At 71.8% G+C, this 13,252-nt stretch carries 11 protein-coding genes; 4 read left to right on the forward strand and 7 right to left on the reverse strand.

Going from position 1 to position 13,252, the window contains the following annotated elements; translation table 11 throughout:
- Positions 1-76: 76 nt before the first annotated feature.
- From EES43_RS23960 to EES43_RS23975, 4 genes are all read right to left on the reverse strand, one after another.
- Positions 77-706: an alpha-ketoglutarate-dependent dioxygenase AlkB gene (locus EES43_RS23960; RefSeq protein ID WP_124270636.1), complete on the reverse strand. Its 630-nt coding sequence runs from the start codon at positions 704-706 to the stop codon at positions 77-79.
- A 66-nt stretch (positions 707-772) separates the two neighbouring features.
- A complete protein-coding gene (locus tag EES43_RS23965) occupies positions 773-2,332 on the reverse strand; it encodes a GMC family oxidoreductase (RefSeq protein ID WP_124270637.1) in 1,560 nt (519 codons plus the stop codon).
- A 58-nt stretch (positions 2,333-2,390) separates the two neighbouring features.
- Positions 2,391-3,902 carry an APC family permease gene (locus tag EES43_RS23970; protein WP_241192723.1) on the reverse strand — a complete coding sequence of 504 codons (1,512 nt, stop codon included), beginning with the start codon at positions 3,900-3,902 and terminating at the stop codon, positions 2,391-2,393.
- A gap of 71 nt (positions 3,903-3,973) precedes the next feature.
- A complete protein-coding gene (locus tag EES43_RS23975; protein WP_124270639.1) occupies positions 3,974-5,443 on the reverse strand; it encodes an aldehyde dehydrogenase family protein in 1,470 nt (489 codons plus the stop codon).
- Between the two features lie 435 nt (positions 5,444-5,878).
- Here EES43_RS23975 and EES43_RS23980 point away from each other — a divergent pair, with 435 nt between their 5' ends.
- Positions 5,879-7,078 carry an esterase/lipase family protein gene (locus EES43_RS23980; RefSeq protein ID WP_124270640.1) on the forward strand — a complete coding sequence of 400 codons (1,200 nt, stop codon included), beginning with the start codon at positions 5,879-5,881 and terminating at the stop codon, positions 7,076-7,078.
- A gap of 155 nt (positions 7,079-7,233) precedes the next feature.
- Here EES43_RS23980 and EES43_RS23985 read toward each other — a convergent pair whose 3' ends face one another.
- Positions 7,234-8,385, reverse strand: a complete 1,152-nt coding sequence (locus EES43_RS23985; protein WP_241192516.1) for a Nickel transporter NicT — start codon at positions 8,383-8,385, stop codon at positions 7,234-7,236.
- Between the two features lie 237 nt (positions 8,386-8,622).
- On the opposite strand from EES43_RS23985, the gene EES43_RS31540 reads away from it, so the two are divergent.
- On the forward strand, positions 8,623-9,519 hold the full coding sequence (locus EES43_RS31540; RefSeq protein WP_241192517.1) for a hypothetical protein: 897 nt from the start codon (positions 8,623-8,625) through the stop codon (positions 9,517-9,519).
- A gap of 101 nt (positions 9,520-9,620) precedes the next feature.
- Here the strand turns inward: EES43_RS31540 and EES43_RS23995 are convergent, their stop codons facing one another.
- A complete protein-coding gene (locus EES43_RS23995; RefSeq protein ID WP_241192724.1) occupies positions 9,621-10,712 on the reverse strand; it encodes an ArsR/SmtB family transcription factor in 1,092 nt (363 codons plus the stop codon).
- A gap of 148 nt (positions 10,713-10,860) precedes the next feature.
- On the opposite strand from EES43_RS23995, the gene EES43_RS24000 reads away from it, so the two are divergent.
- Positions 10,861-11,331: an aminoacyl-tRNA deacylase gene (locus EES43_RS24000; protein ID WP_164493238.1), complete on the forward strand. Its 471-nt coding sequence runs from the start codon at positions 10,861-10,863 to the stop codon at positions 11,329-11,331.
- Between the two features lie 66 nt (positions 11,332-11,397).
- A complete protein-coding gene (locus EES43_RS24005) occupies positions 11,398-12,027 on the forward strand; it encodes a LysE family translocator (RefSeq protein WP_124270644.1) in 630 nt (209 codons plus the stop codon).
- 24 nt (positions 12,028-12,051) lie between these two features.
- Here EES43_RS24005 and EES43_RS24010 read toward each other — a convergent pair whose 3' ends face one another.
- Positions 12,052-13,170: a PP2C family protein-serine/threonine phosphatase gene (locus EES43_RS24010; protein ID WP_124270645.1), complete on the reverse strand. Its 1,119-nt coding sequence runs from the start codon at positions 13,168-13,170 to the stop codon at positions 12,052-12,054.
- Between the last annotated feature and the right edge of the window lie 82 nt (positions 13,171-13,252).

Below are 13,252 nucleotides of genomic sequence, written 5' to 3' on the forward strand. Positions count from 1 at the left end.
CCTGCCCGGGAGCGGCACAACCGCGGTGGTCCACTCCGGGCCCGGCGGCGGCGCCACCGCCGTCGGCCGAGGGCGGTCAGCGCACGCCGTCGGGGCGGAACTGCACGCTGATCCGGGGCCCCACCGCGCGCGCGGTCTTGAGGATCGCGTGCTCCCAGGTGCGCTGGCAGCTGCCGCCCATGACGATCAGGTCGCCGTGCCCCAGCGGCCTGCGGACGGCTGCGGGCCCGGCGATACGCGGCCTCAGCGCCAGATGGCGCGGCGCTCCGAGCGAGAGGATCGCCACCATGGTGTCGTGCGTGCTGCCGCGGCCGATCGTGTCGCCGTGCCAGGCGACCCCGTCGCGCCCGTCGCGGTAGTGGCACAGCCCGGCCGTGGTGAACGGTCCGCCCAGCTCGGGCCCGTAGTGCGCGCTGAGCGCCGCGCGGGCGGCGTCCAGGGCCGGATGCGGCAGGGCGTCGTCCCGGCCGTAGAAGGCCAGCAGCCTCGGCACCGGGACCACCCGTTCGTACATCATCCGCTCCTCGGCCCGCCACGGGACGTCGCGCGCCAGCGTCTCGAACAGCGCGTCCGCCCCGCCGAGCCACTGCGGGAGTACGTCGATCCAGGCGCCGTGGCCCAGGTGCGTGCGCCGCAGGCCGTCGAGCGGGCCCACGCGGACCTCGGTCTCCTGGTCGAAAAGAGAGGGTTGCAGGTGTGCGGCCATACGCCGAGCCTAACGCCATTCGCACGTGTGTGCGAATGGCGTTCGACGGAGTCGTGGAGCCCGGTCTCACGCCTCCTTGATCATGTCGGCGCACTTCTCGCCGATCATCATCGTGGTGATGCACGGGTTGACCGTCGGCAGGAACGGCATGACGGAGGCGTCCGCGACCCGCAGCCCGGCGACCCCCTTGACCCGCAACCGCGGGTCCAGCGGCGAGTCCGGGTCCCCCTCCGGGCCCATGCGCACCGTGCCCGCCGGGTGGTAGACGGTGTTGTGCGTCTCACGGATGTACTCCAGCAGCTCCCCGTCCGTCCGGGCGTGCGGACCGGGGGCGAGCTCCGCGCCCGCCCACGCGGCCATCTGCGGCTGCGCGACGATCTCCCGCGCCAGCCGCAGCCCGTGCGTCATCACCCGTACGTCGTGCTCGTCGGTGAAGTAGCGCGGGTCCACCCGGGGCTTGTCCCGGAAGTCGCGGGTGCGCAGCCGGACCGTTCCCCTGGACCGGGCCCGGGTGACGTTCGGGGTCAGGCAGAACGCGTTCTCCGACGTCGGGTAGCCGCGCCGGTAGGTGTTGAGGTCGAAGGGCACGGACCCGTAGTGGAACATCAGGTCCGGCCGGTCGAGTCCCGGCTCGGTGTCGGCGAAGACGCCGATCTCCCACCACTGGGTCGACGAGGTGACCATGGGCCGCTTCGCCTCCCACATGATCACGCCCTCGGGGTGGTCCTGGAGGTGCGAGCCGACGCCCGGCGAGTCCACCCGCACGTCCACCCCGGACTCCCGCAGATGCGCGGCCGGGCCGATGCCCGAGAGCATCAGCAGCTTCGGCGAGTCGATCGCACCGCAGGCCACGATCACCTCCCGCCGGGCGCGGACCGCACCGCTGTGGACGGTGTCCGGCTCCAGGTACTCGACGCCGGAGCACCGACCGCCGTCGAACAGCAGCCGCTTCGCCTGGAGCCCCGTACGCACCTCCAGGTTCGGGCGCGAGCCGAGGACCGGGTGGAGGTAGGAGACCGAGGCCGACGACCGGGTGCCGTCCTCGCGGGCGTTGATCTGGAACCAGTGCGCGCCCCGCACCACGGTCGCGCCCGTGTTGAACGGCGTGGTCGGGATGCCCGAGGCCGCGCACGCCGAGAGCAGCGCCGTACCGCACGGGTCGTTCGGCGGCACCGTGCGGATGGTGACGGGGCCGGAGCGGCCGTGGTGGTCGCCGGGCGCGTCGTTCGTCTCCAGCCGCCGGTAGAGCGGGAAGCAGTCCGCCGCGCTCCACCCGGTGCAGCCCAGGGCGCCCCACTCGTCGAGGTCCTCGGCCGGGGCCCAGAAGGCGATGCACGAGTTGTGCGAGGAGCAGCCGCCGAGCACCTTGGCGCGGGCGTGCCGCAGGTAGCTGTTGCCGTTCTCCTGCGGCTCGACGGGATAGTCCCAGTCGTAACCGGACTCCAGCAGCTCCATCCACCTCTCCAGGCGCAGGACGCTGTCGTCGCCGACGTCCGACGGGCCGGCCTCCAGGACGCAGACGGTGACGGACGGGTCCTCGGTCAGCCGTGCGGCGACGACGGACCCCGCCGTGCCGCCGCCCACCACGACGTAGTCGAACGCGGCACCAGGGCTCTCTTCGGACATCGCTACTCCAGACTCGGCGGGCGCCCCGCGCGCGCGTGTGCTCACCGGGCGCGGATTCTCAGCCGTTCGGCGGGGGCGGGGGAGCGGTGGGGTCGGCGGACTGGAAGCGGTGCTCGGCGAGCACACCGGTCTTGTGCCGTTGGACGAACCAGTAGTAGGCGAAGCCGCCGACGGCGACGATGCCGATGAAGAGGAACGCGCCCCAGCGCAGATACCAGTGCTGCGGGCCCGTCGCGTTGTACACCTCGGCCCGGGGCCAGGCGAGGTTGAGCGACATCGCCGCTCCCCAGAGCACCGCCAGGACGTTGATCGGCAGCCCCCAGCGGCCCAGCGAGAACTTGCCCTCGCGCGGTTCCCACCGGCCGCGCAGCCGCTGGACCAGCATGGGCAGGGTGACCAGCAGATACGCCAGGTAGATCATGATGATCGCGATGCTGGTGATCACCGAGAAGATCTGCGGCTGGTTGATGTTGACCACCAGGATCACCACGCCCACCACGCCGATCACCACGGCCGGTACCACGGGCGTCCGGAAGCGGGGGCTGACCCGGGCGAGCTTCGTGCCGGCGGGCAGGTTGTTGTCCCGCGCCATGGCGAACATCAGCCGGATGCCGGCCGCCTGCACGGCCAGGACGCAGACCGTGATCGCGATGACGACCGCCCAGAGGAAGACCTCTCCGACGGTGTGCCCCAGCGTCTCCAGCACCACGTACTGCAAGCCGCCCGTGGCCAGCTCCTCGGCGTGCAGGTCCGGCACCGACAGCAGCGCGAACAGCAGGATGAACGCGCCGATGAGGAACGACGCGATGAGCGCCCGCAGGATGGCCCTCGGCGCGTTGCGGCCCGGGTTGTGCGACTCCTCGCCGAGCGAGGACGCGGTGTCGAAGCCGTACATGACGTACGCCGAGGCCAGGGAGGCGGTGAGGAACGCGCCGAAGTAACCGAGCGACTGACCGGCCCCCAGACCGTCCGTCTGGGTCAGCGCGCTGCTGGGGCCGCGGGTGATGTGGGCCCCGAGGAAGATGATCAGCGCCACGGCGGCGATGAGCTCGATGAAGACGCCCGCGGAGTTGATCCGGGCCATGAGCTTCACCCCGAACGCGTTCACCACCGTGGAGAACAGGATGAGCACGGTGCCCAGCAGCACCGCGTTCGCCGCCTGGTCGTTCCGGCCGCTGCCGTCCCCGACGAACTGGAACCAGCTGTCGATCTGCGGCAGCGTGATCTGGTAGGCCAACGCCACGGCGGACAGCGTCACCATCGTGGCCGTCATCATCATCCAGCCGCCGAGCCAGCCCACGTGCGGACCGCCCATGTTCTTCGCCCAGTTGTAGATGGAACCGGCCACCGGGTACCGGGCGGCCAGCTCGCAGAAGCACAGCGCCACCATGAGCTGGCCGACGAAGACCATCGGCCAGGACCACCAGTAGGCCGGGCCGCCGAAGCTGATGCCGAAGTAGAACAGCTGGAAGGTGCCGGTGAGGATCGAGATGTAGCTGATCCCGGCGGCGAAGGTGTGGAAGTTGCCCAGCGTCCGCTTGAGCTCCGGCCGGTACCCCAGCTCGCCCAGCGCGTCGTCGTCGTCCTGGGTCTGGGTCCTCGGCGGCGTCGCGGGGCCCTGCCCGCCTCCCGCGCCGGTGCTCACTCGAACCACCGCTGCGGGACCGCGGCCACGTTGCGCCAGATGTGCTTGGCCTCCTGGTACTCGGCCAGCCCGGCCGGTCCCAGCTCGCGGCCGAAGCCGGACTGCTTCATGCCGCCCCATTCCGCCTGCGGTACGTAGGGGTGGAAGTCGTTGATCCAGACGGTGCCCGCACGCAGCCGGGAGGCGACCCGGTGGGCCCGTCCGCCGTCCTGCGTCCAGACCGCGCCCGCCAGGCCGTACACGGTGTCGTTCGCCATGCGGACCGCGTCGTCCTCGTCGCGGAACCGCTCGACGGTGAGCACCGGCCCGAACGACTCGTCCCGCACCACGGACATCCGGGAGGTGCACTCGTCGAGCACCGTCGGCGGGTAGTAGAAGCCGTCCGCCAGCGCGGGATCGCTCGGCCGCTCGCCGCCGCAGCGCAGCACCGCGCCCTCGGCGACGCCCTCGGCCACGTACGCCTCCACCTTGTCCCGGTGCGCGGCGGAGATCAGCGGACCGCTGCGGGCGTCCTCGTCGAAGGGCCCGCCGAGCCTGATCCGGCGGGCCCGCGCGACCAGCTCGTCGACGAACCGGTCGTGCAGCTCGTCCTGGACCAGGAGCCGCGCCCCGGCGGAACACACCTGGCCGGAGTGGAGGAACACGGCCATCAGCGCGTAGTCGACGGCGGTCTCGAACGCGGCGTCGGCGAAGACGATGTTGGGGTTCTTGCCGCCCAGCTCCAGGGCGATCTTCTTCACCGTGGGCGCGGCGGCGGCCATGATGCGCCGCCCGGTGACGAGTCCGCCCGTGAACGACACCATGTCCACCCGGGCGTCCTCGGTGAGCGGCGCGCCGACGACGGCCCCCGCCCCGAGCACCAGGTTGGCGACGCCGTCGGGCAGCCCCGCCTCGGCCAGCAGCCGCATGAGCAGGACGGCGGTGTGCGGGGTCAGCTCGCTGGGCTTGAGGACGAAGGTGTTGCCGGCCGCGAGCGCCGGAGCGACCTTCCAGGCCGTCTGGAGCAGCGGATAGTTCCACGGGGTGATGAGCGCGCAGACGCCGACGGGTTCGTGGACGATACGGCTGTCCGTGTCGGGGCTGCCGGTGTCGACGACCCGGTCCGTGCCCCCGGCGGCGGCCAGATTGCCGAAGTAGCGGAAGCAGTTCGCGATGTCGTCCATGTCGTAGGCGCTCTCGACCAGCCGCTTGCCGGTGTCCAGGGACTCGGCGCGGGCGAACACCGCCTTGTCGCGCTCCAGCAGGTCGGCCACGCGCAGCAGCAGCCGCCCCCGCTCCGCGGCCGCCGTACCGGGCCAGGGCCCTTCGTCGAAGGCCCGCCGGGCGGCGGCGACCGCGGCCAGCGCGTCCTCGGCCCCGCCTTCGTCGACGGTCGCCACCGGGGCGCCGTCGGCGGGGCAGCGGATCTCACGCGTCCCGCCGTCGGCCGCGGCGGTCCACTGGCCGCCGATGAACAGCTCCGGCATGCGCTCCTCCAGTTGCCTCTGTGGCTATCCCCTTACAGAAGGTAAGCGCAGGGGGCGCAGCGCGCAGCGTAAGAGGCCCGGGGAATTCGTGTCGAGGTGCGTGCGGCGGTCGGCGATCGCAGCCGCCGCCGACGCCGCGGGCGGTGCCGCCGTCCGCCGGAAGGCGGGCCGCGCCCGGCTCCGGCCGATCGCCCGCACGGGCCGGTCATCCGGACCACGTCAGCACGCCGGAAGGTCCTGGTGGACCGCAACGGGTCCGAGGCCCCGGCTTCACTCGATGGAGTGACTGCCCGGATGCTCCCGGTTTCCGCGGGGTAGATCGCGCCGGTACGCACGGTGGTCCGGCCGCCCGCCCGCCCGCACTCCGCGACGCGGGCGGGCGGCCCGGACCACCGACAGAGAAGACGTCTCCAGCACCATGGAAGGGATCAGTCCTTGACTGAGCAGCCCGAGCCCGCAGTCGAGCCGTTCGGCTTCCTCGCCCCGCCCGCTCCGCCTGAGGCCCCCAAGGCCCCGGAACCCGACGCCACGTGGACACTGCCCGGCGGCACGGCCTGGGTGTACTACGGGGCCGATCACGACGGGCTCACGAAGCCGGTGATCCTCTCCGACGGGTTCAACACCGGCCCGAGCGACCTGAACGCCCTCTGGAACGGGCTGGACCGCGGCGGTTACCCCTTCGCGACGCGGCTCCGCGAGCGCGGCCACGACCTGGTCCTGATCGGCTACGACGAACGCAGCGCCTCGATCCTGGACAACGCCCGGACCGCGACGGCCTGCGTCCAGCGCGCGATCGCCGAACGGATCGGCGACGCCCGCCTCACGGTCGGCGGGTTCAGCATGGGCGGCCTGGTCACCCGCTACGCGCTCGCCAGGATGGAGCACCAGCAGGTCGACCACCAGGTCGCGACCTACGTCTCGTTCGACAGCCCGCACCGCGGCGCCTGGATCCCCGTCGCGCTCCAGGCCCTGGCCCACTTCCTCAAGGCCACGCCCGCCCTGTCGAAGCAGATCAACAGTCCTGCCGCCCGCCAGCTCCTGTGGCGGCACATCGAGACCGCCGAGGACACGCCCCGCGAGGACCCGCTGCGCACCGAGTTCCTGCGCGAGCTCGGAAACGTCGGCTCCTGGCCCCGGATCCCGCGGCTGCTCGGCGTCGCCAACGGCTCCGGCGACGGGAGCGGCAACGGCGTCAAGGCCGGTGTCGACGCGATCCGGGTGACCTCCGGCTGGTTCACCGGCACCACGCTGCGCACCCAGTCCGCGGGGGACGACCAGGAGGTGGCCAGGCTCAAGGGCCTGCTCTCGGAGAAGCGTGCCGTCACCCACGGCATGCCCGAGCTGGACGGCGCGCCCGGCGGCACGCTGGCGAGCTTCGGCATCGCCGGCGAGAAGCTGCGGCTCACCGGAAAGGTCGACATCGAGCCCGGTACCGAATCGATCTGCTTCGTCCCGTCGGTCAGCGCGGTCGCCGTCCGCGACCTCGACGAGCAGGACGACCTGTACGTGGACGTCGACCAACTGGACCCGGACCAGAGCGAGCTGGACGAGTTCCTGCTCTCGTCCAGCAACACCCCGCACACGTTCATGAGCGAGGAACTGGCCACCTGGATCCTGGACCGCCTGCCTTCCTGACGGCCGACCGGCCCTGAGAGCGTCCGACCGACCCGGCATGCCTGCCTGGTCGGTCGGGCTGTTCGCTCAGCAGCGCCGTACGGGAGGAGGGGGAGCCGGCCGCCGCCCGCGCGGGCCTGGCCGGCCACCTGCCTCTGCTGCCCCGTTCTGGCTGGTCAGTGCCCCGCGTCCGCGTCGCCGCCGTCGTCGCCGGGCTGGAGGCCCGCGGTCCACCTCTCCTCGATACGGCCGAGTCTCCACACGGCGAACGCCACGATCCAGGTGGCGACGAAGAGGCCGACGACGAGATAGCCGACGACGTTGAGATCGAGCCCGCCGACCCAGTCCCAGAACGCGCCGTGGAGGCCGAGCTTGTCGCCGATCAGGCCGAGGAGTTCGACCGTGCCGACGACGAGTGCCACGGCCACGGACAGGCCGGTGATCGTGAGGTTGTAGTAGACCTTCCGGACCGGTCTGGAGAACGCCCAGCCGTAGGCGAAGTTCATGAAGGTGCCGTCGACCGTGTCCAGCAGGGACATACCGGCGGCGAAGAGGACCGGCAGACACAGGATCGCGTACCAGGGCAGCCCGGAGGCGGCTCCGGTACCGGCCAGGACGAGCAGGGCGATCTCGGTGGCGGTGTCGAAGCCGAGCCCGAAGAGCAGCCCGAGCGGGTACATCTGCCACGGCTTGGTGATGGACTTCATCAGCCGTCCGAGGAGCCGGTTCATGAAGCCGCGGTTGTCGAGCCGTTCCTCCAGCGCGGCTTCGTCGTAGTGACCGGAGCGCATCTCGCGGAAGGCCTTCCAGATCCCGGCCAGGATGACCAGGTTGATGATCGCGATGGCGTAGAGGAAGACGCCGGAGACGGTGGTGCCGATCCACCCCGTCACGTTGTGGAGCTGGGAGTCGTCGTTCTCGACGGGCCCCGCCAGCGCCCTGACGCCGAGGGAGAGCAGCACGGCCAGCGCGAAGACGATGCTGGAGTGGCCGAGGGAGAACCAGAAGCCGACCGACAGCGGACGCCGGCCTTCGTGCATGAGCTTGCGGGTGGTGTTGTCGATGGCGGCGATGTGGTCGGCGTCGAACGCGTGCCGCATGCCGAGGGTGTAGGCGGTGACGCCGATGCCGATGCCGAAGGTCTTCTCGCCCAGGCTGTAGTGCGCGGGGGCGACGATCGCGACCAGCGTGAACCACCCGACCACGTGGAGCGCGGCGATGAACGCCGCCATCCCCGCCACCCGCCGCCATTCCGCACGCGTCATGGCCCCCGCGAGCCGCCGCCGACGGGAACGGGAAAGGGCTGGTCGGGCCGGAGAGGCTGCCATGAGCGCCTTCTTCTCTCTCGCTTCGCCCCCGAGTCCTATCGCGCAGAGGATGCCCCTGCAACTTATGTGCAAGAAGTCTCGCGGCGGACCCGGCCACCGCCGACCGCCGACCCCCGGTATCGCGACGGCGTCCCGGGCCCCCGCATCCGTCCACCCTGGTCGCGGGGGCTCCGGGGCGGCTGGGGCAGGATGAGGCGGGAGTCCGTCGTGGCGCGGACCGGACAGAGAGGATGTTCCATGTCGCGTTGGATCATTGTCGCGACCGCCGTGGATGCGGAGTCGGCCGGAGTTCGGACCCTGGCCGATCTGGAATGCGATGAGAAGGAGGCCGCAGAGGAACTCCTGGACATGGTCAACACCTACGAGGGAGGCGTTTCCGAGGTTGCCCGGCGCGAGGTCTTCGCCTTCACGGAACGCTCCTATCTCGTACGGATATCCGGTCACAAGTCGCAGGCCGAGCACTTCATACGGATGGCAGAGCTGGTGTCCGACACCGACCGGTCGCCCGAGGAAACGGCAGCGTCCCCCGAAGCGGGTTCGCCCGGGTCGGCGCCGTGGTTCGCTCCCGCGCCCGTCGCCGACGTCGAGCCCTTGCTGCCGGCCGGCCTCGAAATGGTCGAGCCGTACGGAGGTGGAACGGGATTCCGTTTCAAGATCCGCAACGTGACGATCGACGGCCATGACGACGTGGCATTCGTCCGCGGCGGCGGTTCCCACGAGGTGCGGTTCGATCTGCTGCACGACTGCTCGGAGTGCGGCAACGCCATCAACCAGGTGATCGTCGGCCTGGCGGGCGAGGACCGCGCCCAGGCATCGGTGTGGAATGGAAAGCAGCGCAGCGGCGGGGAACTGAAGGTGGTCAACCCGGGCACGAGTGTCGCGGCGGCGGCGGAGGACAATCCGGGGCCGGCCGAATGGGTGAACGTGTCGTGCGACATCGTCGTGCCCGACGAGCCGGGCACCTATTCGATTCGGGCGCGTTATTCGCAGGCCTACCAGGGGCGGGTGATGACCGCCGAAGGGCGCGAGGTTCCCCAGTCCGAATCCCAGGACGCACTGGGCTGGTGGAAAGTCGACCGCCCGGACGGGCCCGGCCCGGAATCGACCATAGGCACCATCGTCGTCGAGCCCTGAGAGGGCCCGGCCCGTCGGCGGCGTCGCGGCGAAGACGGACGACGGGCCGGCCCGTCGTCCGTCGGCCGCTCGCCGGACGTTGCAGCGCGTGTGGTCTTCCCTCAGGCGTCGGGGCCCGGGTCGAGCGTGGTGAGGGCGGTGGCGATCTGGTCGAGGCGGGCGGGGTCGAGCGAGTAGAGGACGTAGTAGCCCTCGCGGCGGGTGGTGGTGAGTCCCGCCCGGGTGAGCTGGTGGAGGTGGCGGGAGGTCACGGACGGGGACAGGCCGAGGAGGGTGGCGAGTTCCTGGGTGCTGCGGCTCCGGGCGGCGAGGTGGGCCATGATCTGCAGGCGCGGCGCGGCGGCCAGGGCGCGTAGAGCGGTGAGGGTGTCCTCCTGGCTGGTGGGCCGGGCGGCCGAGGCGGGGGTCAGGGGCAGGGCGGGGTAGGTGATCCGCAGGGGCCAGGGGGCGTCGCAGGTGACGCGGACGTGCGGCCAGACGTAGTGACTGGCGGTGAACGTGACCGGGCGGTCGTGGGTGGCGGCGATGTCGTGGTGGTGCGGACGGTCGAGCCGGAGCGTCCGCCCGGCGGGGTCGATGCGGATCCGGGGGACCAGGGTGCGGAGCATCACGAACAGGCCCTGGTGGGCGATCCGGGACCCCGCCCGTGCGATCGACTCGTACAGGGAGGGCTCGACGCGCTCCCACTCCTCGGCGAAGGCGGCACTCCAGTAGTCCTCCAGAGCCGTCAGCGCGTCCTCCAGGACGGAGCAGGGATCGGTGAGGACGCGGCTCAGTCGCGCCGCACGGCCGTCGTCGGCCCGCTGGAGCTCCGCGAGGGCCGCGTCGCGGGCGACGGGGTCCTGGACGAGGTCGTGGCCGGAGTGGCGGGTGGTGTCGACAAGGGTCTCGGCGAGTTCGGCGGCGAGCAGGGCGGGCGGCAGGGCCCGGACGGCGGCGGTCTGGTCCGCGAAGCCGGCGTCGTGGTCTCCCGCCCGGCTCTCGAAGAACGCCGGGATGTAGTCGGAGACGACGAAGCGCTCTTCCCGCATCCGCCGGCGCAGCGCGGCGGGCAGCCGACGGCACCGCCGCACCCACGGCACGTGCAGGGAGTGGTGGCCGGGGTCGGTCAGCACGTGCCAGGAATGGACGGTTTCGAGCAGCGGTGAGACGGAGAAGGCGATGTCCTCCTCGGCCGTCTCGGTGAAGCGCATGGTGATCACGATTGCAGGATTCCACAATCAGTTGATCGGATCTCGCCACGTCGATCAGGCTCAGGAGCAGACCGCACCGGATTCCCGCAGGTCACCCCTCCCTCGCTCCCGATCTTTCCCCCCTCCGAACCGAAAGCCGCGGCCCTTGATGAGTACGCCCGAAGCACCCTGGCGAGCCGTGCTGGACGCGGACGGCTGCGCGTACACCGTCCACGAGCACGCCGCCGCGCACAGCGTCGCCGAACGTCAGGCACTGCCCTTCCCCTGGACGCGGGCCGTCAAGACGCTCGCCTTCACCACCCCCGACACTCCGCTCCTGCTCGTGGCCCTCCGGGCGGCGGACGGAGTGGACTTCGCCCGCGTCGCGGCCGCCGCCGGCACCAGCCGCTCCCGGCTGCGGCCGGCGGACGGCGGACTCCTCGCCGCGGAGGGCCTGGTGCCGGGCGGTATCCCGCCGGTCAGCCACCGGCCCGGAGTGCCGTGCCTGATCGACACCGCGGTCGTCGAACCGGCTCGGCCCGTCTACTGCGGAGGCGGATCCGCCGGCCGCACCCTTCACCTCGACTCCGCCGTCCTCGCACGCCTTCCGCGCGCCCGGGTGGCGACCGTGTCCCGGTAACCCACGCCGACCTTGCTTCGACGGCTCCCCGAGGCCGCGCGGCAGAGATTCAGAAAGCTCCCGCCCATGGTGACCACCGAAAGCCTCCTCGCGTTCGCCGCCGCGTCCCTCGTCGTGATCGCGATACCCGGCCCGAGCGTCCTGTTCGTCGTCGGCCGCGCCCTCGCCCACGGCCGCCGCGCCGCGCTCGCCACCGTCCTGGGCAACGTCCTCGGCTGCTACGCCCTGGTCCTCGCGGTCGCCCTCGGCGTCGGCACCCTCGTCCAGAGCTCCGGCACCGTGTTCACCGCGGTGAAACTGGCCGGCGCCGCCTACCTCGTCCACCTCGGCGTCCGGGCGTTCCGCCACCGCGACCGTCTGCGGACCGACCTGGCGGCTCAGGAAGGCGAACGCCGTAGCCATCTGCGTACCGTCCTGGACGGACTGCTCGTCGGCGCCACCAACCCCAAGGGGCTGGTCTTCTTCGCCGCGGTCCTCCCGCAGTTCGTCGACCAGGACGCCGGGCACGTGCCGCTGCAGATGATGGTTCTCGGCCTGATCCCGGCGGGCATCGGCCTGATCTGCGACACCGCCTGGGGCCTGAGCGCGTCGGCCGCCCGGACCTGGCTCGCCGGTTCCGACCGGCGGCTCGCGATGATCGGCGGTGCCGGCGGCATCGCGCTGATCGGCCTCGGGCTCACCGTCGCCACCACCTGAACGCAGCCACGCGCGCCTGGGTTCTCAGGCCGGGACGGCCGTGGCGGGGCGTTCGACGGCGATCATGGCGGCGTCGTCGCCCAGGCGCCCGCCGACGTGGCTCAGCAGGTCGAGCCGGAAGCGGCGGAGGAAGTCGTCGGGGCCGTTCTCGGTCCAGCCGGCGATGCGATCGGTGAGCGGGTAGAACGCGCCCGTGGCGTCGCGGGCCTCGGTGACGCCGTCCGTGTACAGCAGCAGCAGGTCTCCGGGCTCCAACGGGAAGCTGTCGACGCGGTAGCCCGGCCGTACGAGTTCGCCCAGGCCCAGCGGAGGCGCGGGCTGGAGGACGTCCACCACGGTGGGCCGGCCGTCGCGCAGCACGACCGGCGGCGGGTGCCCGCAGGAGATCATCTCGACCCGGCTGTCCCGGTCGGGGATGTCCAGGATGACGGCGGTGATGAAGGTTTCCTCGAAGCGGTCCGTCTCGCCCGGCTCCTCCAGGTCCCAGCCCACGCTCCGGTCGAGGTGCCCCACCAGTTCGGCCAGGCTCGCCCTGCCATGAGCCGCCGCCCGGAACGCCCCGACCAGCAGGGCCGCGTCGCTGACGGCGGTCATCCCCTTGCCCCGTACGTCGCCGACGATCAGCCGGGTGCCGGAGGCGGTGCGCGCCGCCGCGTAGAGATCCCCGCCGATCTGGGCCTCGGCCTCGGAGGCGAGGTAGAGGGAGGCGATGCGGAGCGGTCCGGACCGCCTCGGCAGGGGCGGCAGGACGACACGTTGGGCGGCGTCCGACACGTACCGCACCTGGGTCAGCTCCTTGGCGCGCCGCTCCCGCACCGCGCAGAAGATCACGAGGCTCGTTCCGACCAGCACCAGGGCGATGATCTGCGCCTCGTGGTTGGCCGAGAGCAGGTCGTCGGGTTCGCGCACCACCCCGATGATCGTCTGCGCGATGACCGCCAGTGCGGCGACCAGTCCCACCATCCAGGGGCCGCCGAACGACGCCGTGATCGCCGGGGCCGCGACCAGCAGCGGACCCAGGTGGATGTCGGGCGGCGCGAGGACGTCGATCAGGACCACCGCCACGATCCACGCGATCGGAACAGCGACGAACGCGTGACCCGCTCGCACCCTTCGGCGGAGTCCTGCGAGGCGCTGCGACATGACTCCTCTCTACACCAGCCCTGTCCGGCGCGCACCGGCAGAGTGGGCACGGCCGGCCCTCTGGCGCGTTGTTTCGCCGACC

Source organism: Streptomyces sp. ADI96-02, from assembly GCF_003846185.1.
GTDB lineage: Bacteria > Actinomycetota > Actinomycetes > Streptomycetales > Streptomycetaceae > Streptomyces.